The organism is Lutibacter sp. (assembly GCF_033723435.1).
Lineage (GTDB): Bacteria > Bacteroidota > Bacteroidia > Flavobacteriales > Flavobacteriaceae > Lutibacter.
Genome location: NZ_JAWVXC010000001.1, coordinates 377802 through 400268 on the forward strand (window position 1 = coordinate 377802; position 22467 = coordinate 400268).

A 22467-nucleotide genomic window follows, 5' to 3' on the forward strand; every position below is an offset into this window, starting at 1 on the left:
TAACTAACACATTGTCTGACTGTTACTAATACCAGTTTTCACATTCTAGATAGTACCAAGCTTCTATTCGCATATTTGCCTTGTCGTTGATAATCAATGACGGACTAATGCGCATAAGTCCATTTTTAATTTAAAAATTTTAAAAGATGGACGTTAATATTTTAGAACGTTTAGAAAGCATCGAAAAGTTGTTACAAGAACAACAAAGATTGCAAAAGCAAGTATTGAATTTCAATGAAACTTGTAAGTATTTGGAACTTTCTCAATCGCACTTGTATAAATTAACAAGTACGGGAGCTATTCCACATTACAAACCTAATGGTAAAAAAATCTATTTCCAACGACAGGAATTAGACCAATGGTTATTGCGTAATCGGATGGATTCACAAGATGAAATCGAGAAACAAGCAGCTGATTATCTAATAAAAAAAGGAAGGATTTAATTATGGCTGAAATAATCGATTTAATCTTGGCTTTATCCCAAGAAATTAAGGACTTAAAAGCACGTATAGAACTTTTAAAAGCAACAAGAGCTGAACATTTAAAAGATACGTGGATAGACAATCAAGATGTAATGCAAACGCTTCATATTAGTAAAAGAACATTACAAACATTACGTTCAAATGGCACGATTCCTTATAGTAAAATTCAAGGTAAATTTTATTACAAAGTAGCTGATATTGAGGAACTATTCCCAGATATTAAAAAAGAAAATCCTGATGCAATTTACACATCATTTAATTTTGAAAAGGAAGGTTATCAACCATTAACCTTAAATCTAAATGAACAACCTAAAGAACTACTCAAGCATTATTTTAATTGGATATTAAGAAAATATTTTAGAAATAGAAAGAAAGTTGTTAAAACCAATTTTGTAAAAGATGTTCAAGTATGGATAAAAGATGCTTCATTTAAAAATCAAACTTTTGCCAAATATGATAAGTTTACCTTAAAACTACAATTTGAGGAAGTTAGTGATTCTGGGGAATTTGTAATTGCTTATGATGGTACTACAAAAATTCTTAAAACACCTGTTTCAAAATTAGTAGAAGATATTTCACCAACACTACTAACAGGTGTCATATACAACAGACAATATCATAAGTTTGAATACCTTCAGGAATATGAGAATGACTATTCAAAAACCTATGCAGTATTTAACAATCAAATTAGAACAGCATTAGGTTATGAAGCTGACAAAAGAGAAAAAGGAAATAAGTACATACATTATAAAACTAAAATAGATAAATTCATAAAACAGTTTTTAGTACAAACTGATTTCAAGAAAATAATTCCTATCAATTGCAACTACTATTTACCTGTAGAAAAAAAGCGCATAGGAGAAGTATCAAAAGAATGTAATGATTTAGTATTTAGTGATGGTACAGTAGGTCAAAAACCAACTTTTGATTTTAAAAGGTTAAAACCATTTAAACCTTGTACTCAAATTCATAAAAACATACATCTATTTTACATTTTCCACAAAGACTTCGTTGATGAAACTAAAGACCTTCAAAACTATTTGCAAAGTGGCTTAAAATGGTATCGAGGTTTACAAGAATATGCTGGAGTATTATACCACGTTGAAAAAGGGTTTAGCATTATGTTCGAGAATAAAGAAAATCCACTCCCAGAAATTTCCGAAGGCATCAAAAACCTAAATTTAAAATCTGATGTTACATATGTAGCCATTTATTTAAGTCCTTTTTCAAAATATGAACAAGATTTAGCTAAAAAACAAGTCTATTATAAAGTCAAAGAACAATTATTATTAAGACGTATTGTATCTCAAGTAATTGATGTCAATAAGTTTATCGAAAAAAATAATAAATATAGGAGAAACCCAGAAAGAAGCAGTGGTTATGTATATGATTTAACAAATATTTCTTTAGCAATATTGGCTAAATTAGAAGGTATTCCTTGGCAATTAAACATTACACCAAAAAAAGAATTAGTAATTGGTGTTGGAGCTTTTAAAAATGTTGAAGAAAACATACGTTATGTAGCAAGTGCTTTCAGTTTCCAAAACAATGGTAAGTTCAATGAGTTTCAATATTTCAGCAAATCAGACACTCATAAATTAGCAGGTGCAATTAGTCATGCTATTTGGCAATATGTTAATGTAGAGCAAAACCCAGATAAAGTGGTCATTCATTTTTATAAAGAAATGAAAAACGAAGAAGTAGAACCTGTGTTAGAAATGATGAATGAATTGAAATTAGATTGCCCATTATACATAGTGAATATAAACAAAACAAAATCAGAAGATTTGATTGCTTTTGACCAAAATTGGTATGGTAGACTAATGCCAAAAAGTGGAACATTTATCAATATCAGTAAATCAGAACATAAATATTTACTTTTCAACAATTCAAGATATGATGATAGTAAAACATATCCATCTACAGAAAGTTTTCCTTTTCCTGTAAAATTAAGAATTACAAGTCCAACGTCTGAAGCCTTATCCGATACTAAAATCATAAAAAAACTAATTGAACAAGTATATCAATTCAGTAGGCTGTATTGGAAGTCATTACGTCAACAAAATGTACCTATAACTATCAAATACCCAGAAATGGTGGCTGAAATAGCTCCTCGTTTTGATGGCAACACAATTCCTCCCTATGGTCAAGAAACATTATGGTTTTTATAACGTGTAATTCTCATTGTAAAAATATAACGTAATACATTATATTAACACAAAGTAAATTGTATATTTATAGTTTCAATTTCTACTCTATGAATCGTATAAAAGAAGTATTAGAAGAAAAAGGTATTAAACAAGTATGGTTAGCTGAAAAGCTCGGTAAAAGCTTTAATACTGTAAATGGTTATGTACAAAACAGAAATCAACCAAGTCTTGAGGTCTTGTATGAAATAGCTAACATTTTAAATGTAGAAGCTAAAGAGTTAATTATGGATAGAAAACAACTTTAACAATAGGATTTTGCAAATGTCAAAAATAGACCAAACAGATTTAACATTTTTTACAAACGAAGAAGGACATAGCCTTTTAAGTAGATTTGAATCAACATTAAAAGATACCCAACTTTTTGATATTTTAGTCGGTTACTTCAGATTGAGTGGCTTTCATAGAATGTATGAATCATTAGAACCACTTGAAAAAATAAGAATTTTGGTTGGTTTAAATGTAGATAAAGATTCTTATGATATTATTGCTCACAATGAAGAGTTAGGTGTTATAGATTTTGAATCCCATAAAAGAACCAAAAAGATTTATCAAAAAAACTTAAAAAAGGAAATTGAAGATGCTAATGACACTGAAGATAAATTAGAGTTAGGAATAAAAAAGTTCATCGAGTTTCTAAATACAGAATGTCAAGACCCAGAAATTGATAAAGCATATCACGGGAATGGGAAAAAGTTAGAAATTAGAGCATATCCTTCTAAAAATATACACGCAAAAGTGTACATAGGGAAATTTAAGCCTGATGATAGAGATTATGGTTTTGTAATTACGGGTTCAAGTAATTTTTCTGAATCTGGTTTAGTGGCTAATCGTGAATTTAATGTGGAGTTGAGAACCAAACGAGATGTACTTTTTGCAGAAGACCAATTCAATAAATTATGGGCTGAATCAGTTGATATTTCAGAAGATTTTATTGATACTATTGAAACAAAGACTTGGTTAAGCGAAAACATAACACCTTATCAATTGTATCTTAAATTAATTTATGAATATTTAGAAGAAGATATTAACCTTGAAGATGAGTTTGACCCTTTTCTACCTGATGGGTTTATGAAATTAAAATATCAAAGTCAAGCAGCTATTCAAGCTAAAAAAATATTAGACCGATACAATGGGGTGTTTTTAGCAGATGTAGTAGGATTAGGTAAAACCTTTATTACTGCTTTGTTATTGCAACAATTATTAGGTAGAACTTTAGTAATTTGCCCTCCAGTATTAAAGGATTATTGGAGAGATTCATTATTTGATTTTGGAATTAGAAGTTTTGAGGTAGAATCATTAGGGAAGTTACCTCACATTCTTAAAAAAGGAACAGATCGCTACGATTATATTGTAGTAGATGAAGCTCATAGATTTAGAAATGAAGGTACACAAGCATACGCTGATTTATTAGAAATTTGTACTAACAAAAAAGTAATTCTAGTTAGTGCAACACCTCTTAACAATACTATAAACGATATTTTCGCGCAACTAAAATTATTCCAATCACCAAAAAACTCAACAATACCAGGAGTTCCAAATCTTGAAAAACATTTTGCAGGTTTAAGAACACGTCTTAACAAAGTAGATAAAGCAGATCCTGAATACAAAAAACTTATCAAAGAAATTTCAGACGATATTCGTAACAATGTGTTGCGCTATGTAATGGTTAGGAGAACTCGTAATGATGTAATGACATACTTCAAAAACGATATGCAAAAACAAGGTTTAGTTTTTCCTACTCTCAACGACCCAAATAAAATTGTATATCAATACGAAGGTAAATTAGAAGAAATTTTTAAAGCAACCATCCAACAGTTGGTACAGTTTACCTACGCACGTTATACACCGCTTTTATTTTACAAAGGGAACAAGCAACTTTCTGAATTTGAAAAGCAACAGCAACGTAATGTTGGTGGATTTATGAAAGGTATTTTGGTAAAACGTTTAGAAAGTAGCTTCTATGCCTTCCGAATGAGTATTAGTCGATTTATTCAGTCCTACGAGAACTTTATTGATATGTACAAATCTGGTACTATTTATATTAGTAAAAAAGTGAATGTATACGATTTACTAGAAAATGATGATATTGAAAAACTTGAAGAGCTTGTAAATGAAGACAAAGCGCATAAATATAAATCTGAAGATTTTACAGAAAACTTCCTCAACCAGTTAAATAAAGACTTATTAATTCTTGAATATATTAAGGAAATATGGGAAACCGTTTATGATGATCCAAAATTAAAAAAATTTATAAATGAACTAAAATCAGATAAAATATTAAAAAAGAATAAGCTTGTTATTTTTACAGAATCAAAAGAGACAGGTGATTATTTATACGAAGCATTGTTAAATGAGTTTCCAAACCAAGTAATGTTTTTTTCCAGTGTAGGTGGTAGGCATACCAATACTACCCTCCTATCTAATCAAAACGTTTCAAGAGATATTATTCAATGCAATTACGACCCAAACAGAAAAAAGAAAGACCAAGTAAATGATATTCGCTTCTTAATTACTACCGATGTATTAGCAGAGGGTATCAACTTGCACCGTTCTAATGTATTGGTTAATTATGATTTACCTTGGAATCCAACTAGAGTATTACAACGTGCTGGTCGTGTAAATCGTTTAGGGAGTGCATTTGATTTTGTGTATATCTATAACTTTTTTCCAACGACACATTCCGATGCGCATTTAGGATTAGAGATAAATATCACGAACAAAATTCAAATGTTTCACGATATTTTAGGGGAAGATGCAAAGTATTTAAGTGATGGTGAGGAGTTTGGAAGTCAAGAATTGTTTAATACGTTAAATAATAAAAAAGCCTATTCTGGTGAAGATGAAGTGGGTGATTCTGAATTAAAATATTTAGAAATCATTAGAGAAATAAGAGACAATGACCCAGACTTATTTGAGCGCATTAAAACCCTACCTAAAAAAGCACGTAGCGGATTTAAAAATAGTCAATTAGAAGTTCAAAAAATGATTACTTTTTTTAGAATTGGGAAGCTTAAAAAGTTTTATCAGTTCCAAAGTGGCAAGTCTAATGAAGCTACTTTCTTTGATGCAGTGCACAAATTAGAATGCGAACCTGAAACACCAAGAGAAAAAGTACCTACTAATTTCTTTAATATGTTAGAAACAAATAGGGCTAAATTTACACTTGATACAACATTAAAAGAAGAAGTAACAGGCAATAGAGGTCGTTCTAATGCTAAATACATAGAAGACCGTGTTATAAAAGACAAACTCTTTAAAAATTTTAAAGGTTTTACCGAAACTGATGAAGAGTTTATTGCCGCTGTAAAAGCAACGCTCAAAGAGGGGAAAATGGCTAAAAAAACAGCTCAAATTGTAAAAAAAGAACTTGAAAAAGTGATTGAACCATTACACGTTTTACAAATATTAAGAAAATATGGACGTATACAAATGGATATCAACAACCAAAACAATATTAAATTCCAAAAAAGAGAAGTCATTCTTTCAGGATATATTACCAAAAATTAGTTATGGATAAAAATACTGCTATTAACCTAATAGATAAAACATTTAATAATGCTTTTGATGAAGCACAGTTTACCAATTTCATTCAAAACTTATTAAACGATTTTGAAATTAAACCATACAAAGCAAGTGGTAATACAATATGGGAAGACCAACGAGACCACATTAGTTACTACAAACGTATAGGTAAATACATAGATCCAGAAGGTGAAGCTCTAGATGTATTGATTGTACAAGTTAAAAGCGTTTCTAAATTAGAAAGAGCACGTACAGCATTAAGAAACTTTGTAATTAAACACCTTAATAATTTTGAAAAAGATTATGCTTTAGTAGCTTTTTATTCTAAAGAAGATGAAGGTTTCGACTGGCGTTTTTCGTTTATAAAAATGGAATACCAATCCTATTTAGACGAAGAAAAGCAAAAAGTAAAAATGCGTAAAGATTTTACGCCTGCTAAACGCTATTCGTTTTTAGTGGGTAAATACGAAAAATCGCATACTGCTAAAACACAACTATTACCCTTATTACAAAACATAGCCAACAACCCTACCATATCTGAATTAGAAAAGGCTTTTAGTATTGAGCGTGTAACCGATGAGTTTTTCGAGCAATATAAAAATCTCTACATAAAAGTCTATGAGTATTTTGACAAACAAAAACTATCTATATTCCAGAATAACGATTTAGATGCTGCTGGTTTTACTAAAAAATTATTAGGGCAAATTGTATTCTTATACTTCTTACAGAAAAAAGGATGGTTAGGTGTACCAAAAAATGAAAAGTGGGGTGCTGGACAAAGACAATTTTTACAACAACTATTTGATGAATCTTTAGAAGAAAATAAAAACTTCTTTAAAGACTATTTACAATATTTGTTCTATGAAGCATTGGCAAAAGAACGTAATAATGACAATTCTTTCTACCCACGCTTTAACGCTCGTATCCCATTTTTAAATGGTGGTTTGTTTGAAGCACCATACGATTGGAAAAATGCAAATGTTTCAATACCTGTTGAGTTGTTTAGAAATGATGAAAAAAACAAATCTGGAGATATTGGCACAGGTATTCTAGATGTTTTTGACCGTTACAACTTCACCATAAAAGAAGACGAACCGCTAGATAAAGAAGTAGCAGTTGACCCCGAAATGTTAGGGAAAGTCTTCGAAAATATGTTAGACATTAAAGAACGTAAAAGCAAAGGAGCATTTTATACGCCTCGTGAAATTGTACATTATATGTGTCAAGAGAGTTTAATTCACTATTTAGACAATGCACTAAACAACTACAATGGTGCTTATCAAGAATTTGGCAACGACCAAACCAATATGTTTGGCAACGAGGGTAAAAATGGTCAACAAGCTATACAATCAGAAGTCAATGAAATTACAGTTCCTAAAGAAGATATAGAACAGTACATTCGTGAAGGCCATTTAGCATTAGAAAACGATGTACGTGTAGCAGCAAGAGGGGCAACAAAAACCTATCAATTTCAACTACCAGAAAGTGTACGTGAAAATGCCGATAATATAGATAAAAAATTAACTGAAATTCGCATTTGTGACCCTGCAATTGGTTCGGGCGCATTCCCTGTAGGCTTATTACACGAATTGGTAACTGCTCAACTAGTGTTAAAGCCGCACTTAAGTTTTAATTATTTAAACAATAAGCTTAAACATTTCGATTTTAAAGAACGTGAAAGTGTAAGTGAAAGTCGTTATGTGTACCGCCTTAAAAAACACATTATTCAAGAAAGTATTTACGGAGTAGATATAGACCGCTCTGCTATTGATATTGCACGTTTACGTTTATGGTTATCATTGGTAGTTGACGAAGACGATTTAGAACCAATTGAAACCTTACCAAATCTTGACTACAAAATTGTGTGTGGTAATTCATTAATTGGAATGCCAGATGGCACAATGCGAGATTTAGAGGTAGAAAAGGAACTAGAAGCTTTAAAAGAAGAATTTTATAACGTAACAAATGCAGTGCGTAAAAAAGAATTACGTAATAACATAAATACTAAAATAAGGGAGTTGTTAGATACAGCCGAAATCTTTGCAGGTTATACAATAGATTTCGATTTTAAACTATATTTCTCTGAAGTATGGCACAAAAAAGGTGGGTTTGATATTCTAATAGGGAATCCACCATACGGTGCAAAGCTCTCAAAAGAAGAAAAAACGTTATTTAAAAATCAATTTTCAGATGTTCATATGAGAACACCTGATACTTTTAACTACTTTATATCTAATGGGATAAGGCTCTTAAAAGAAAATGGAGTTTTGAATTATATTGTACCTAATAATCTACTATTTCAATCGGAATATGAAAAAACACGTAGGTTATTGTTAAGTAAAAATAGTTTTCATATTGCTATTAATTTAGGTGACGGTGTATTCAACACAGCAACAGTTCCTTCTTGTATATTTTTAAATACTATAGGAAAAAGTAATTACAATAGAACTTATAAATATGCTGATTTAAGAAATGTAGATAAACATATTTTAGATTTTAAATCTATTTTTTCTGAAACTTCAGTTGCTTCAACTTTACAAGTTCCGGCTTCTGTATTTGGAATAAGCGAAAGCGAGTTTGAAATTATAAAAAAACTAAAAGAGGTATCAGTAACTATTGATGACATTGCTGAAGAAATGGCAAGTGGTATCTCAACGGGTGGTGATAAAATTTTTAGAGTAGAATCTGAATTTGCAAAAGAAAACAATTTTGAACAAGAACTACTAAAGCCTGTTCTTGTTGGTGGAGAAATAGATAAGTATAAAATAAAGAACACTAAACATAGTCTAATTTATACTGATAGAAGCACAGAAATTTCTAATTATAAAAATATTGAAAGCTATTTAGAACCTTTTAAAGAAAAATTAAATAATCGCAGTGAAGCAAAATCAGGAGTTATGCCTTGGTTTTCTTTAAATAGACAACGTTATCCTAAACTTTTTGAAGAAGAAAAAATAATAATGAGACAAACTTCTGATAAGATAAGAGCTACTTTTGATAAAGAGTCTTATTATGTTATAGATAGTATTTTAGTATTTAAGAAAAAGAAGGATTGTCCGTTTCAGTATAAATTTATTCTGGCAATTCTAAATTCAACAGTAAATGCTTTTTTATATAATAAATTTTCTCAAGAAGGAGGTCGAACATTTGCTCAAGTCAAACCTAAAAATGTAAGAAAGCTTTACATACCAAAAACAAATTATGACAATCAAAAATCTATTGAGGTAATAGTTGATTATTTAGGTTCTATCACTCAATTCAAAAATATTGATACAGACTTGTTTTCTTTCTTTGAACTAGTTTTAGATGCAGTTTCTTTTGAGTTGTTTTTACCCAATGAATTTCAATTTGCTAACAAAACAATATTAAAACATCTTACTGACCTCAAACCTATTAACAATAGTAGAAGTCCTGAAGAAAAGTTAGGTATTATACAAAGTGAGTACCAACGTTTATATCACCCAGACCATCCTGTACGCTACGCCATAGAAACCTTAGATAGTATAGAAGAAGTACGTATTATTAGAGAGGCTTTAAAATCCTAATCAATGAAATCAAAAACTATCTATTACGATTGGGCTCCCTATTTTAAAGCTGTAGCTTCTAAAATATTTGAGATTAGCAAAAACAATGATAACCGTAATTCTTTACTACTAGACCTAGCTAATGAATTATTTGAAGAAGGTACAGCAATATTAAATTACCCAATTACAGACCCATTTTCAATTATTTATTCTTTAGCCCAGAAGAATACAAAAAACCAAAGAAAACGCATTTTTAAATCTATTAAACAAGTTTGTAATTTGCAGATTGATTTACCAACAGATTTTGTTTTTCCAACACCGACACCAAACACATTAAGCTTATTTTTTAAAAAAGGTAAATACGTAAACAATCAAGATGAGGTAATTGGGAATGAATGCTTGTGGAAGCTATTTAAGCAAATTTTTTTAGAAGAAGAAATCAATAACAATGATTTTTTAACTGTACTTTCCTTAAAAAATGTTGGAGTAACAAAGCTAACGCAAGCAATGTTTTTAATAGATCCAATTAAATATATGCCATTTGATACACGAATGAATACGTTACCACTCGATTCATTAGATAAATTAAAACTAATATCCCAACAAATTGAAGAAGAAGGTATAAAGCCATACAATGAGGTTTTACAAAAATTAAAATCTAATTTTTCAGGTTGTTATTTCTATGAGATCAATTTATTCAATTACTTCTTAAATAATAATTCACAAGACCAACTACGAATCTCAAATACGTATTGCCAAGTAAGTAGTAATGCTCAAGGTCAGAACGAAGGAGATTATTTTGATGATTTTGTTGAGAAAAACGGTGTCTATACAGGTAGTGCATTTAAAAACGAAAACACCAAATACCCATTAAAAGAATATAAAAAAGGAGATATTGTACTAGTTAGAAGAGGTACCAAATGGTTGGGTGGTATTGGTGTAATAATAGATAATGAGTATATCCCAAATGGTTATCAAGACGATTTGATGATTAAGATTATTTGGTTAGTAAAAGAAGATAGAAAAATTGGATCAACAGCATTAGGGCAATGGGATGGTTTTAGTCACGCTACACATAATACAATTGAGAAATTCAAAGAATGCTACCCTGAAACATTTCAAATTTTAGATTACATAAGAAATAAACAAAAAACTATGATTAATCATTCTTCAATTAAGTTTAAAAATTTAATTCTTCAAGGACCTCCAGGAACAGGTAAAACAAGATTAGCCAAACAAATAGCAGAATGGTTAACCGATGAAACTTCAAATAAAGAATTGTCAATTATTGAAGCTGTTGAAAATAGCATCTTTAATAAAGAACCTGAAATAGAAGACAATGCTTATGTTAAAATTATTCAATTTCACCCCTCCTATACCTATGATGATTTCGTTAGAGGAATAAAAGTGAATGTGGTAAATGAAAAAATATCTTATGATGTTGAGAATAAGATTCTTGGACAAATAGCTGCTGAAGCATTAAAGCCAGAAAATCAAGAAAAAGCCTTTGTGTTAATTATTGATGAAATTAATAGAGCCAATCTAAATAGTGTTTTGGGAGAATTAATTTATGCCCTAGAGTATAGAGGTAAATCTGTTAATAGTATGTACAAAATTGAAAATAGCTATGACATAACATTACCTCATAATTTGTACATAATTGGCACAATGAATACTGCTGATAGAAGTGTTAGCCATTTGGATTATGCTATTAGAAGAAGATTTACATTTATACCTGTTTTAGCAGATAGCGAAGTTATTACAAATGCTAATTCTAAAACATTGTTTGAAAAAGTATGCAATGTGATAAAAAATAATTTATCTCCAGAATTTAATATTGAAGACATTCAAATAGGTCATAGTTACTTTTTAGTGGAAGGTAAAGACTTGTATTACAAATTAAAATATGAAATAATACCCTTGTTGAAGGAATATATCAAAGATGGCATTTTACTACCTTCAGCAGAAGATGAAATAAAAGACTTGTTGGCAAGTAATATTTAATGAGTGCTAAAAGAATACATATTAAAGAGCATTCTATTTGTCTTGACTTAAATGAGTTAGAATTAATTGATTTATTAAAAAATCTAAATCAATTAGTGGATGAAATTGATTTAGAAAAAGGCTTTTTTAAGACAGGATATTTTATTGGTTTAACTAGACTAGGTTCTACACAAAACATTCTAAATGTAACACCTAAATTAGATACAGAAACAACTAAAATTAATTATTTATCGATGTTATCAAAGGGTATGCAACACCCTGAAATGGCAAGTTTTGGAAAGGATTTATTTTATATCGATTTAGATGCTAAACCTATAAAAGTTAAACAAGAGCTAGATTTAATAACACCATTAATTATTGTTAGTTTTTTACAATTATTATCAATTATAGTAAAAAAAGGTTTAAGAAAGAGTTATTACAAAGTTGAACAAAATATTTATGGAAATGTAAGAGGTAAAATATTAGTGTCTAAAACCGTAAAACAAAACCTGTTTAGAAACAAAAATTTATCTGCATTTTGTGCATTCGAAGAATTTGGTATTGATAGTCCTGAAAACCGAATCTTAAAAAAAGCTTTGCTATTTTCAATTAAATATCTAAAGTCATTTAATACTTCAGAAAATAGATTTGAAACCCTAATTAGTTACATATCCCCTACATTCAATACTGTTAATTCAAGTATTACAACATCTGAAATAAAATATTTTAAAAACGATAATTTTTTTCCCGAATACAAAAGAGGTCTAGAATTAGCAAAAATGATTATTAAAAGGTATGGCTATAATATTAATTCAATAACCACTAATCAAGAAATAAATGTATATCCATATTGGATTGATATGCCTAAACTATTTGAATTTTATGTGTTAGGGATTTTGAAGGAAAAGTTTGGTAGAAAGGATATTATTTTTCAGTTCAACGCAAATTATGGCGAGCTAGATTATTTACGTATTACAGAAGGGAAAGAGCTTGTAATTGATGCAAAATACAAAAAATTGTATGCCAACAATAATTATGAAATTAATGACATCAGGCAATTAAGCGGTTATGCTAGAGATAAAAAAACACTTGCGAAAACTAAAATAAATAAGGAGTTATGGCAGTCAACACTACTAAATTGTTTAATAGTTTATCCTGACCAAACTAATGACATATTAGAAAACCTAGACGATAAACTTTTCCTCAATCCAATAAGACAATTTGAGAATTTCTATAAAATAGGTGTTAAAATTCCAACAAAAGATGTAGTATGAAAATTAAAAACATAACCATAAACAAGTATAAAGCATTTAAAAAATCAGAAGACATTAAAGTTAGTGGCAAAAATGTATTTATCTATGGAGAAAATGGTAGTGGTAAAAGTTCCTTTTATTATGCCTTAAAAGATTTTTTTCAATCTAGTGTTGAGAATATCAATATGGCAGAATTACGCAATTTATACTTAAACGATGGAAATACAGATTGTACTATTGAAGTTACATTTGATAATAATACTAGCAATTCTTTGTCAGAATCAGGAAGAAATACAAATATTCCAAGCATAACAGATGCAAATCGTCTTAAAAGTTTTGTCACATACAAGCATCTTTTGGGGGTACATAATGTAAAATTAGATAATGAACTTAACATTTTCGATTTAGTAATTAATGGAGTTTTAAAGCACTATAAATCACAAACAGTTACAGGTGGGGTACAACTTGGAAAGCTTTGGAAAGCTTTATTAGAAGAAAGTAAAATCCCTTATGGCGGCAGTAAGTATTATCACGCAACTCAAAAAAGAAAAGCTGTAGAAGAAAAAGCTGTTACTTTTAATAATGCTCTTGATAGATTGTTCTTCACAGGTGGTAGTGATTATCTTGGGCCTTCTGTAAATAGTATATTAAACAAATTAGTTCCTGGTCTAGAAATAAATTTTTTACGCCACAGAATAAATGTCAATGATAAAGGAGAAATTACTAAACCAAAAATAGCTTTGCAGATTACAAGTGATGGTAGGTCATTAGATACACATCACCCACATTTTGCATTAAATGAAGCAAAACTATCTGCAATTGCTATAAGTATATTTTTAGGAGCAATATTAAGTCAATCCCCTTTTTCACGTGATATTAAAGTGCTTTTTTTAGATGATATTTTAATTGGTTTAGATAATGAGCATCGCTTAAAATTAATAACCTTATTAAAAGAACCTGAATTTGAAGAGTTTCAAATATTTATCACAACCTATGACCGACATTGGTACGAAGTTGCAAAATTACAGTTATCAAATTGGAAGTTTTTAGAATTTTATAAAGGTTCAGATGGTCCTGAAATAAATGATGATGTGAAATCAGATATTGAAAAAGCGAAACTCTATAAAAATAGTTATGATTATCCTGCTGCTGCCAATGCTTTACGTAAGGTGTTAGAAAAAACATTAAAAGATAAATTACCTGAAACTTTTACATTAAGTGAAGTAGTAAAAGGTCTTTTAAAACCACCAAGTTTAGATACTTTAATAAACAGGCTTAAATCGTATTATAAGGATTTAGAAGTAGAAATTCCAGACGCAATTATCGATGGTTTAAAAACCTATAAAACAATTTTGTTAAACCCTATGTCACACAATGATATTGATAGTCCTATTTATAAAAACGACATAGACGCAGCTTTTAAGGTTATAGAGGATTTAGAGAGAATAGATTTACCTAAAAGAGAAGTTGTTATTGAAAAAAATAAGGTTTTTACTATTACCTTACCTGCTATTTCATATACAGCGAATGTTATTGTTGCTAATAATGTGTATAAAATTGATAATGATGGCACAATTACATTTTCAACTCCAGAATTTACATTCATTAATTGGGAAAGATTAGGAGTTAACAATGCTGAAATGACAGGGAATCCGCCAAAGGAATATTCAAAAGCAGATTTTTTAAATATACTTGCTAAAGGTCCTCATAAAATTGATAAAGTACTTGAATCAATCAATAGAGCCTATACAGATCAAAGTATTTCAAATATTACATTGGATGACTTAAAAAATGCTTTGTCTTGTAATGGTAAAAACTTAACACAATGGTTAGTTTAAATTCTAATAAATATACAGCTACAGTTACAATAGGCTTACAAAAAGGCTATTCAAGAGAGTTATGGTCTAAAAATGATGTAATTACTAATCTACAAGTTGTTCAAAACAAATTAATTGAACATAAAGAACTTTATTTAAGTGCTGCTGTTTCAGAATGTGAAATTGTATTAAGTGGTCAAGTAGAACCTTCAATAAAATTAGATTTCATTAATTATCCAAAATTTCCATTGGAAGAAAGTGCTTTTAAAAATGCAATTCTAGAACTCACAAAAGAATTAATGGAAAAACTACAACAAAACAGAGTGGTAATAGTGTTTCATAATGATATAGTAATGCTTGAAAATAGCACTGAAATAGATCCTCGAATAACAATTTAGTTTTATAACGTAAAATTATCAAAAAATGAATTTTATTCAAACGCAAAAAGAAGTAAGCAAAAAGCTAAACGATAATAAAGAATGGGTAAATAGATTCAATAGATATGCCAATTTCATAACTTTAAATACGCAAAACCATATTAACGGCAGAAGAAAGTTTAATATCCAGTGGCCTTTTCATCTCTATTCAAAAATTAGTGATTTAAAAAATAAATACACCCTACATTATGATTTAAGGTTCAAAGGTCAAAGCGTTGCAACCTTAACAGTTAAAAACGATACTGTAACTATTTCTACTAAAGACAAAGAAGAAAAAAATAAACAATGGTTCAATATCGAATTATCATTAAAAAATGTTCTTTGGAAAGGAATAACAGCAAGTGAATATAGAAAAGCCTTTAAAGAAAGTACATATAAAAGAGGCAAAAGTCCAGAACACGCTTTAGAATCATCTTTATTATCTGAATTTAGACAACAGAAAAAACGTTTAAAATCACTCTACAACATTCAACCAGTACTTTTGGCTAATTCATTTTTTCAAATGCCTACACCTTTAACCGCAAGTAAAAAAGAAATTAAGTATGCTCGAAAAGGTGGAGGAATTGACATATTAGCAAGAGTAAAACACGAAGATTATCAGGTAAGATTGTGTGTAATGGAATTGAAAGATGAATACAATCCATCAGAACCTCCAGAAAAAGTAATGTCACAAGCCATAGCCTATGCCACATTTATAGCGCATTTACTACGCAGTAAAAGTGGGAAAAATTGGTATAATATTTTTGGCTTTTCAGGTGATGTTCCTGAAACTTTAATAATAGATACTTCTATAGTAATGCCTTATCCAAAGAATGGAAAAGTAAAACACATTAAACAGGAAAAAATAAAAATATTTGACAATACACACATCGAATTATATGACTTGTATTTCAAAGATAATACCGCAACTGAAGAAGGAAACAACTATAAATTTATAGGCTCATTAAAAGATGTAATGTTGAAATAAGCTCCCCACAACACAAAATCTAAATTATTGCTATGGCAACAAGTCCTTATCTTTTGTGTTGTTCCACTTACCATACAAGTTTAGCATTTTTTTAGTCTTATTGGTAATAGCATATTGCAGCTTTGGTTTTTCATAAAATCAAACCAAAGCTACAACAAGCTATTATATCATTATTTTATCATAAAAACCCTAAACTCTCCCAAGCTATATTTACATAACGGGTAGTTATAGTACAGCCACTTCACCCCTACATCATCAAAGCTGTAAGCTATAACCCAATTATGTAAAATAGCCGCTTTACCAACCGCATAAATTGTAACTTTAAAAGAAAAATATGGTAACAAAAACAATCCAAATTACAGAAGTAACAGTAGATGAATTAGCGAATAAGGTAGCAGATAAACTAATGCTAAAAATTGAAAATTACCTTAAAGAATTATCTAAAAAGCAAAATGATGAATTATTAACAAGGCAAGAAGTAGCCGATTATTTGAGAATCAGTTTAGTAACATTACATTCTTGGAATAAACACGGTATTTTAAATCCAATTCGTATGGGCAACAGAATCTTATACAAAAAACAAGATATTTTAGATGTTTTAGAAGAACAGTCAATAAATAAAAAAAAATAGCAAATATATGTGGCTACCACAGCCAACGCGCAAGGCTATAAAGGTCAAACCCTACAGGTTTTGAATAAAACTTTTTTCAAAAACATTTTTCACAATCATTAAACAACTTTTCTCAAAAAAGCTTTTATCCAAAAACCTTGACAGCCTTATCCACGCCAAAAGCAAATACAGCTTTCTTTTTTTATTGTTTTTCTTTTAAAAATTAATGGTGCGAAGCGTAGCGAAGCAATTTTAATTGGATAGCTATGTCAACTTTTGAACTAAAAACACACCAAATCGGAAGAACCTACTCGAACCCTCATTTTTTTATCCTAAACAAAAGGCTTAACAGCGGAAAACCGCTATCAAATCCTTGTCATAACTGTTTTGTAGTAATCTCTAAAACAGAGGAAGAAAAACACTCACTTTATCATTTATCTATGATACTTCAAATAGGTGGTTTTTATGCTTATTATTTAAAAGAAAGTGTTATTCCATTCATTTCCATAAATGATTGCAAAAAAACCTTAACAAACGCATATATAACAATGCAAAACGATGATGTTCAATTGCAAAAGTATATTAATATAGTGTCAGTTATTTGTAAAAAGGAAGCAGAACTTCAAAAAGTAATTTCAAAAATGGCAGATTTAAAAGTATCATACATTCAAAGTCTATTTTCTAAGCGCAATATAGGGCAACAAAAACCAAATCAATCTATTAGCATAGTATTTGCCATATATTACTTGTGTTGGTTAAAGACTGTACCAAGTCCGTACCAACTCCAAAGAAAAGTATGTTTCATTTAAATTAATTATGTTATGGGTAAAATTGCTCAAGGTATTTTAGGAGGTCTTTCAGGTAAGGTTGGAAACGTTATCGGAGGAAGCTGGAAAGGAATTGACTACATTAGAATTAAACCTTCAAGTGTAGCCAATCCAAGAACTGTTGGTCAAGTAAACCAAAGAACGAAGTTTACTACCACTTTAGAATTTTTACAAGCTGTAAAACCTTTTATTAAGTTAGGTTATAAAGGGTTGGCTGTTAAAAAAACAGAATTTAACGCTGCAATGTCGTATGTGTTAAATAATGCAATTACAGGAACTGAACCTAACTTTGTAATTGACTATCCAAACGCTTTAGTGAGTCGAGGAGGTTTATCTGGTGCTTTAAATCCTTCAACATATCTAACAACTGCCGGAGAAGTAACGTTCAATTGGGATGATAATTCCGATGAGGGTAATGCGAATGCTACAGATAAAGCAATGTTATTGGTTTACAATCCTTCAAAGAAAGAATCTATTTCATTGCTTGATGGTTCTGATAGAACTGTAGGTTCTCAAATTGTACCAATACCAACAACTTATGCAGGAGGTACAGTTGAGCTATTTATGGCATTTATTTCTGCTGATGGTAGTCTCGTATCAAATAGTGTTTATTTAGGCTCTGGAACAGCTAATTAACATTTGGTGTTTTTATTTATAAACCGCTCAAATGAGCGGTTTTTTTATACTATATTTGTAGTGTTGAAACTATTGAAGTTAATCACCTAACTTCACTTATTTGACAAGTTTTGTACCCTATTTGTTGCCCAAAACCCATAACTGATTGATTTACAGTTAAACTTCATTTATTGTATCGGAAAATAAAAAGTTTAAAATATTTTAATAAAGAAATTAAGGAAACTATAGCCCAAATGGCTTCCAATAAAACAAAAGGAACATATTTTAATAAAACTGAAGCCAAACAAGCCAAAATTGAACCAATTAAATTTAGTAAAATAAAGTTCAAATTTTTGGTTCCTATTATTCCAAATGTGTTTAAAAAATATGCTAATAAAATCAGAAAAACACCAATAAAACCTAACCAATCTGTTAAATTCATACAAAAATCAATATAACTTTATTTTATTAAGCTATTCGTATTTTGGTTTTTTATCTCTTTTAGCCGCCTTTTTTTCTTTTGCAGTTTTCAGAGGTTCTTTTTTTACTTTCTTCTTTGCGTCTTGTCCTTTAGCCATGCTATATATTTAAAGTTTATTATTCTACAGTAAAAGTATATGTAAAAATTTTAATATTAAGTTAAAATTTACAAGTATTATTAAAAAAATAAAAAATGTGTTTAAATTAGCTTTTATTCAAAGTTAAAATCTAAAAATAAATCTCAATTAAATAATTGTAAATTTACCGACTAAATTTAATGACTAAAATATTTTATGGATCATAAAGAAGAACATTTAAAAAGCTCTGATTTTATAACTGATATTGTTATTGGAATGTCTGATGGTTTAACAGTACCATTTGCTTTAGCAGCAGGTTTAAGTGGAGCTGTAGACAGTAATACCATAATAATTACAGCAGGAATTGCAGAAATTGTAGCAGGTAGTATTGCAATGGGGTTAGGTGGATTTTTAGCTGGAAAAACAGAGCAAGAACACTATCAATCTGAATTAGAAAAAGAATATGCTGAAGTAGAAGCTATTCCTGAAAAAGAAAAACAAGAAGTAAAAGATGTTTTTGCAGAGTATGGTTTAAATGATGAAACTCAAACACTAATTGCCGATGAAATGGCAAAAGACAAAGACAAGTGGGTTGATTTTATGATGAAATACGAATTAGGTTTAGAAAAACCACATCCAAAAAGAGCTAGAAATAGTGCCGCAAACATTGGAATATCCTATATAATTGGAGGATTAATACCTCTTTCAGCTTACTTTTTTACCAGCACACCTACAGAAGGTCTTTTATTTTCAGCAATTTTAACGCTATTAAGTTTGTTTATTTTTGGATATTTTAAAAGTAAAGTTACAGGTCAAGCACCAATTAAAGGAGCTTTAAAAGTTACTTTTATTGGTTTTGTAGCTGCAATTGCAGCATTTGCTGTAGCAAAATTTTTTGATTCAATGTTTTAAAATAATTTATTAATGAATAAACAAATAAAGCTAAAAGAAGCTATTTCCATTGGAATTGGAGGTATGGTTGGTGGTGGAATTTTTGCTGTTTTAGGCTTAGCTGTTTCATTAGCAAAAGGTGGAACTCCAATTGCATTTTTAATTGCGGGAATAATAGCTTTAATTACTTCTTACAGTTATGTAAAATTATCACTTGCATTACCTGATAGAGGTGGCACGGTTAAATTTATTAATAACGCATTTGGTAGATCGGTTTTTAGCGGAGGAATCAATAATTTACTTTGGATAGGTTATATTATAATGTTATCACTATATGCATCTGCGTTCGGTTCCTATGCTCCTAACCTATTTAAATTACCTATTAGTAATTCTTTAGAATTCCATTTTTACTCAAGTATAATAATCATTTTAGCAACTTTAATTAATTACTATAGCATAAAAATTGTTGGAGCTATTGAGGCTTATGCTGTATTTATAAAGTTAATTATACTGCTACTATTTGTTTTTATTGGTATATATGGATTATTTGGTAATCCAAATATTTCTCAATTATCTATTCACCATTGGGAAAAACCGATAAGTTTAATTACTGGTGGAATGGTTATTTTTGTAGCTTACGAAGGATTTGAATTAATTGCAAATGCTGCTCCTGACATAATAAATCCTGAAAAAAATATTCCTAAAGCATATTATTTCGCTGTAATTTTTGTGATTTTATTATATGTTATAATTGCAATTATAACTGTAGGTTCATTACCTTTTAAAGAAATTGCAACTGCTCAAGATTATGTTTTGGCAGAAGCTGCAAAACCAATGTTAGGCAAACCTGGCTTTATTATAATTACTATTGCTGCTTTAATTTCAACATTTTCGGCAATTAATGCATCTTTATTAGGAGGAAGTAGAGTAAATTATGAAATAGGAGAAGATGATGAGTTACCTCACCAATTTACCTATAAATTATGGAATCATCCTGTTGGGTTAATAATAACTGCAATAATTACATTAATACTTACAAACACTTTAAATTTAGAAACTATTTCAACTACAGGAAGCGTAGGATTTATATTAATTTTTGCGATGGTTAATTTAGCTGGCTTAAAATTATCGAAAAAAATTAATGGCAATAAAATAATTCCTTTAATTGGTTTTATGTTGTGTATTATAGCTTTGTTTGTATTAATTACGCAACAATATCAATCAAATCGCATTGGAGTTATAGTAGCTATTTCTGTTATACTTGTTTCTTTTCTTATAGAATATTTTTATAAGAAATCGGAGAAATTTAAAAACGAATCTATAAAAAGATCAAAATAATACTTATGAAAATAAAATTGATTTTAGTTCTACTGCTTAGTAGTATTATATTAAATGCCCAAGTTATTAAAAGAGACTCACTTCGTAAAAACAATTTATTAAAAAAAAGTATTTTACCTGCTTCTCTTATTGGAGTTGGTTTAATTATTAATAAAAGTACATTTGAAAAAACATTTCAAAAAGATATTCGTAATAGCGTTGGAACAAATTATAGAACCAACATTGAAGATTATTTAGCTTTTGCTCCAGTTGCGCAAATGTACATTGCAGATATAGCTGGCGTTAAAAGTAAAAATCATTGGTTTGACCAAGGAAAATATTTATTTATTTCTAATTTATTTTCTGTTGGTATTACAGAATTAATTAAAAAATCAAACCATAAATTAAGGCCAAACGGATTGCCAGATTCCTTTCCTTCTGGTCATTCCACCGTTGCTTTTACAAATGCAACCGTACTTTATCATGAGTTCTACAATACTTCTCCTACTTTAGCATACAGTGGTTACGCTTTTGCGACAACAGTTGGCGCTTTTAGAATGCTTAATAACAAGCATTATTTATCGGATGTTTTGGTAGGTGCTGGAATTGGAATTGCTGTTACCAATTTAGTATATTATTTTCAGCCTTTAAAAAACTTTAATCCTTTTAAAAAGGTTAAAAATGTATCTTTTTATCCGTCTTATAATGATAATACTTATGGTTTTTATGCTAGTTATCAATTTTAATAATAGATAAAATGTATATTAAATGGATTGTTTGTGATGTTCCTATTGCTAAAAAGGAACAATTTACAATAGCACAAGAAAAATGGAAAAGAACAGTTGAATCTAAAGGATTTATTGCTCAAACAGGTGGTTGGAATTTAAAAAATACAAATGAAGCTCACATTATAGTTTTTTGGAAAAATAAAGAAAGCTTGTTGCATTTTATGGAGAATTTACACGATACTATTTTTTTAGATAGTTATCAAGATACAACCTACTCTTCAATTACAATTAATTATTTTAATAGTTTAATGAATATGGAAGGGGAATCGAAAAATATATTTGTAGCCATAACTAATTCCAAATTTATCAGAATTGCAGATTGTATTGTAAAAAATGATAAAACAAATCATTTTGAAGAAGTTCAAAAATCGATTTGGATTCCATCCATGAAAAATGCTACAGGAATGTTAGGTGGAAAATTTTCGATAAATGAACAAAACAAATTAAATTATTTGGTGCATACATTTTGGGATGAAAAAAATCATCATCAAAATTATGTTCAAAACCAATTACCTTTAAATCAAAAAAGTGCAGATATTACTAGCGATTTAGATTCTATTTCAGGGAAATTTATTGAAATTGAGAAAAAATGGACTGTATTTAAAAATCCATAATATATTCTAAATCATCCTCTTATTTTTTAAAACTTTTTCGCTAACTTTGAGTT

At 29.3% G+C, this 22467-nt stretch carries 18 protein-coding genes; 17 read left to right on the plus strand and 1 reads right to left on the minus strand.

The genetic code is table 11. The annotated features are described in order from the left end of the window. Positions 1–146 precede the first annotated feature (146 nt). The 13 genes from R3342_RS01670 to R3342_RS01730 all read left to right on the plus strand — a co-directional run bounded on the left by R3342_RS01670 (position 147) and on the right by R3342_RS01730 (position 18268). Entirely contained in the window at positions 147–443 is a 297-nt protein-coding gene (locus R3342_RS01670; protein ID WP_318937925.1) for a helix-turn-helix domain-containing protein, read from the plus strand. A gap of 2 nt (positions 444–445) precedes the next feature. Beyond that, complete coding sequence (locus tag R3342_RS01675) at positions 446–2653, plus strand: Piwi domain-containing protein (RefSeq protein ID WP_318937926.1); 2208 nt, start codon at positions 446–448, stop codon at positions 2651–2653. Between the two features lie 86 nt (positions 2654–2739). Further along, positions 2740–2937, plus strand: coding sequence for a helix-turn-helix transcriptional regulator (locus tag R3342_RS01680; RefSeq protein ID WP_318937927.1), 198 nt, complete (start codon positions 2740–2742; stop codon positions 2935–2937). Positions 2938–2953: 16 nt separating this feature from the next. After that, positions 2954–6199 carry a helicase-related protein gene (locus R3342_RS01685; protein ID WP_318937928.1) on the plus strand — a complete coding sequence of 1082 codons (3246 nt, stop codon included), beginning with the start codon at positions 2954–2956 and terminating at the stop codon, positions 6197–6199. Positions 6200–6201: 2 nt separating this feature from the next. After that, complete coding sequence (locus tag R3342_RS01690) at positions 6202–9759, plus strand: Eco57I restriction-modification methylase domain-containing protein (protein ID WP_318937929.1); 3558 nt, start codon at positions 6202–6204, stop codon at positions 9757–9759. A gap of 3 nt (positions 9760–9762) precedes the next feature. After that, a complete protein-coding gene (locus R3342_RS01695) occupies positions 9763–11742 on the plus strand; it encodes an McrB family protein (RefSeq protein WP_318937930.1) in 1980 nt (659 codons plus the stop codon). Then, on the plus strand, positions 11742–12995 hold the full coding sequence (locus tag R3342_RS01700) for a 5-methylcytosine restriction system specificity protein McrC (protein ID WP_318937931.1): 1254 nt from the start codon (positions 11742–11744) through the stop codon (positions 12993–12995). The genes R3342_RS01695 and R3342_RS01700 overlap by 1 nt, the downstream gene beginning before the upstream one ends. Then, a complete protein-coding gene (locus R3342_RS01705) occupies positions 12992–14812 on the plus strand; it encodes an AAA family ATPase (RefSeq protein ID WP_318937932.1) in 1821 nt (606 codons plus the stop codon). The genes R3342_RS01700 and R3342_RS01705 overlap by 4 nt, the downstream gene beginning before the upstream one ends. Next, a complete protein-coding gene (locus tag R3342_RS01710; protein ID WP_318937933.1) occupies positions 14800–15189 on the plus strand; it encodes a hypothetical protein in 390 nt (129 codons plus the stop codon). The genes R3342_RS01705 and R3342_RS01710 overlap by 13 nt, the downstream gene beginning before the upstream one ends. A 25-nt stretch (positions 15190–15214) precedes the next feature. Continuing rightward, on the plus strand, positions 15215–16195 hold the full coding sequence (locus R3342_RS01715; RefSeq protein WP_318937934.1) for a hypothetical protein: 981 nt from the start codon (positions 15215–15217) through the stop codon (positions 16193–16195). 334 nt (positions 16196–16529) lie between these two features. Then, positions 16530–16826: a helix-turn-helix domain-containing protein gene (locus R3342_RS01720; protein WP_318937935.1), complete on the plus strand. Its 297-nt coding sequence runs from the start codon at positions 16530–16532 to the stop codon at positions 16824–16826. A gap of 245 nt (positions 16827–17071) precedes the next feature. Further along, a complete protein-coding gene (locus R3342_RS01725) occupies positions 17072–17614 on the plus strand; it encodes a DUF6943 family protein (protein ID WP_318937936.1) in 543 nt (180 codons plus the stop codon). Between the two features lie 12 nt (positions 17615–17626). Beyond that, positions 17627–18268 carry a DUF6266 family protein gene (locus tag R3342_RS01730; protein ID WP_318937937.1) on the plus strand — a complete coding sequence of 214 codons (642 nt, stop codon included), beginning with the start codon at positions 17627–17629 and terminating at the stop codon, positions 18266–18268. A 163-nt stretch (positions 18269–18431) separates the two neighbouring features. Here R3342_RS01730 and R3342_RS13480 read toward each other — a convergent pair whose 3' ends face one another. Further along, the gene (locus R3342_RS13480) at positions 18432–18689 is read right to left on the minus strand and encodes a CBU_0592 family membrane protein (RefSeq protein WP_413468695.1); all 258 of its coding nucleotides are present in this window, start codon (positions 18687–18689) and stop codon (positions 18432–18434) included. 331 nt (positions 18690–19020) lie between these two features. Here R3342_RS13480 and R3342_RS01740 point away from each other — a divergent pair, with 331 nt between their 5' ends. From R3342_RS01740 to R3342_RS01755, 4 genes are read left to right on the plus strand one after another with little or no spacing between them, the layout of a single operon-like run. Beyond that, positions 19021–19716 (plus strand): VIT1/CCC1 transporter family protein, encoded by a 696-nt coding sequence (locus R3342_RS01740; protein WP_318937939.1) that lies wholly within the window; start codon positions 19021–19023, stop codon positions 19714–19716. Between the two features lie 12 nt (positions 19717–19728). Beyond that, complete coding sequence (locus tag R3342_RS01745; protein ID WP_318937940.1) at positions 19729–21033, plus strand: APC family permease; 1305 nt, start codon at positions 19729–19731, stop codon at positions 21031–21033. A gap of 5 nt (positions 21034–21038) precedes the next feature. Next, positions 21039–21758, plus strand: a complete 720-nt coding sequence (locus R3342_RS01750) for a phosphatase PAP2 family protein (protein WP_318937941.1) — start codon at positions 21039–21041, stop codon at positions 21756–21758. Between the two features lie 11 nt (positions 21759–21769). Next, positions 21770–22414, plus strand: coding sequence for a DUF4937 domain-containing protein (locus tag R3342_RS01755; protein WP_318937942.1), 645 nt, complete (start codon positions 21770–21772; stop codon positions 22412–22414). Positions 22415–22467: the final 53 nt, after the last annotated feature.

Coding starts and splice junctions, on each gene's coding strand:
- R3342_RS01670 (WP_318937925.1), top strand. CDS start 147: ATGGACGTTAATATTTTAGAACGTTTAGAAAGCATCGAAAAGTTGTTA.
- R3342_RS01675 (WP_318937926.1), top strand. CDS start 446: ATGGCTGAAATAATCGATTTAATCTTGGCTTTATCCCAAGAAATTAAG.
- R3342_RS01680 (WP_318937927.1), top strand. CDS start 2,740: ATGAATCGTATAAAAGAAGTATTAGAAGAAAAAGGTATTAAACAAGTA.
- R3342_RS01685 (WP_318937928.1), top strand. CDS start 2,954: ATGTCAAAAATAGACCAAACAGATTTAACATTTTTTACAAACGAAGAA.
- R3342_RS01690 (WP_318937929.1), top strand. CDS start 6,202: ATGGATAAAAATACTGCTATTAACCTAATAGATAAAACATTTAATAAT.
- R3342_RS01695 (WP_318937930.1), top strand. CDS start 9,763: ATGAAATCAAAAACTATCTATTACGATTGGGCTCCCTATTTTAAAGCT.
- R3342_RS01700 (WP_318937931.1), top strand. CDS start 11,742: ATGAGTGCTAAAAGAATACATATTAAAGAGCATTCTATTTGTCTTGAC.
- R3342_RS01705 (WP_318937932.1), top strand. CDS start 12,992: ATGAAAATTAAAAACATAACCATAAACAAGTATAAAGCATTTAAAAAA.
- R3342_RS01710 (WP_318937933.1), top strand. CDS start 14,800: ATGGTTAGTTTAAATTCTAATAAATATACAGCTACAGTTACAATAGGC.
- R3342_RS01715 (WP_318937934.1), top strand. CDS start 15,215: ATGAATTTTATTCAAACGCAAAAAGAAGTAAGCAAAAAGCTAAACGAT.
- R3342_RS01720 (WP_318937935.1), top strand. CDS start 16,530: ATGGTAACAAAAACAATCCAAATTACAGAAGTAACAGTAGATGAATTA.
- R3342_RS01725 (WP_318937936.1), top strand. CDS start 17,072: ATGTCAACTTTTGAACTAAAAACACACCAAATCGGAAGAACCTACTCG.
- R3342_RS01730 (WP_318937937.1), top strand. CDS start 17,627: ATGGGTAAAATTGCTCAAGGTATTTTAGGAGGTCTTTCAGGTAAGGTT.
- R3342_RS13480 (WP_413468695.1), bottom strand. CDS start 18,689: ATGAATTTAACAGATTGGTTAGGTTTTATTGGTGTTTTTCTGATTTTA.
- R3342_RS01740 (WP_318937939.1), top strand. CDS start 19,021: ATGGATCATAAAGAAGAACATTTAAAAAGCTCTGATTTTATAACTGAT.
- R3342_RS01745 (WP_318937940.1), top strand. CDS start 19,729: ATGAATAAACAAATAAAGCTAAAAGAAGCTATTTCCATTGGAATTGGA.
- R3342_RS01750 (WP_318937941.1), top strand. CDS start 21,039: ATGAAAATAAAATTGATTTTAGTTCTACTGCTTAGTAGTATTATATTA.
- R3342_RS01755 (WP_318937942.1), top strand. CDS start 21,770: ATGTATATTAAATGGATTGTTTGTGATGTTCCTATTGCTAAAAAGGAA.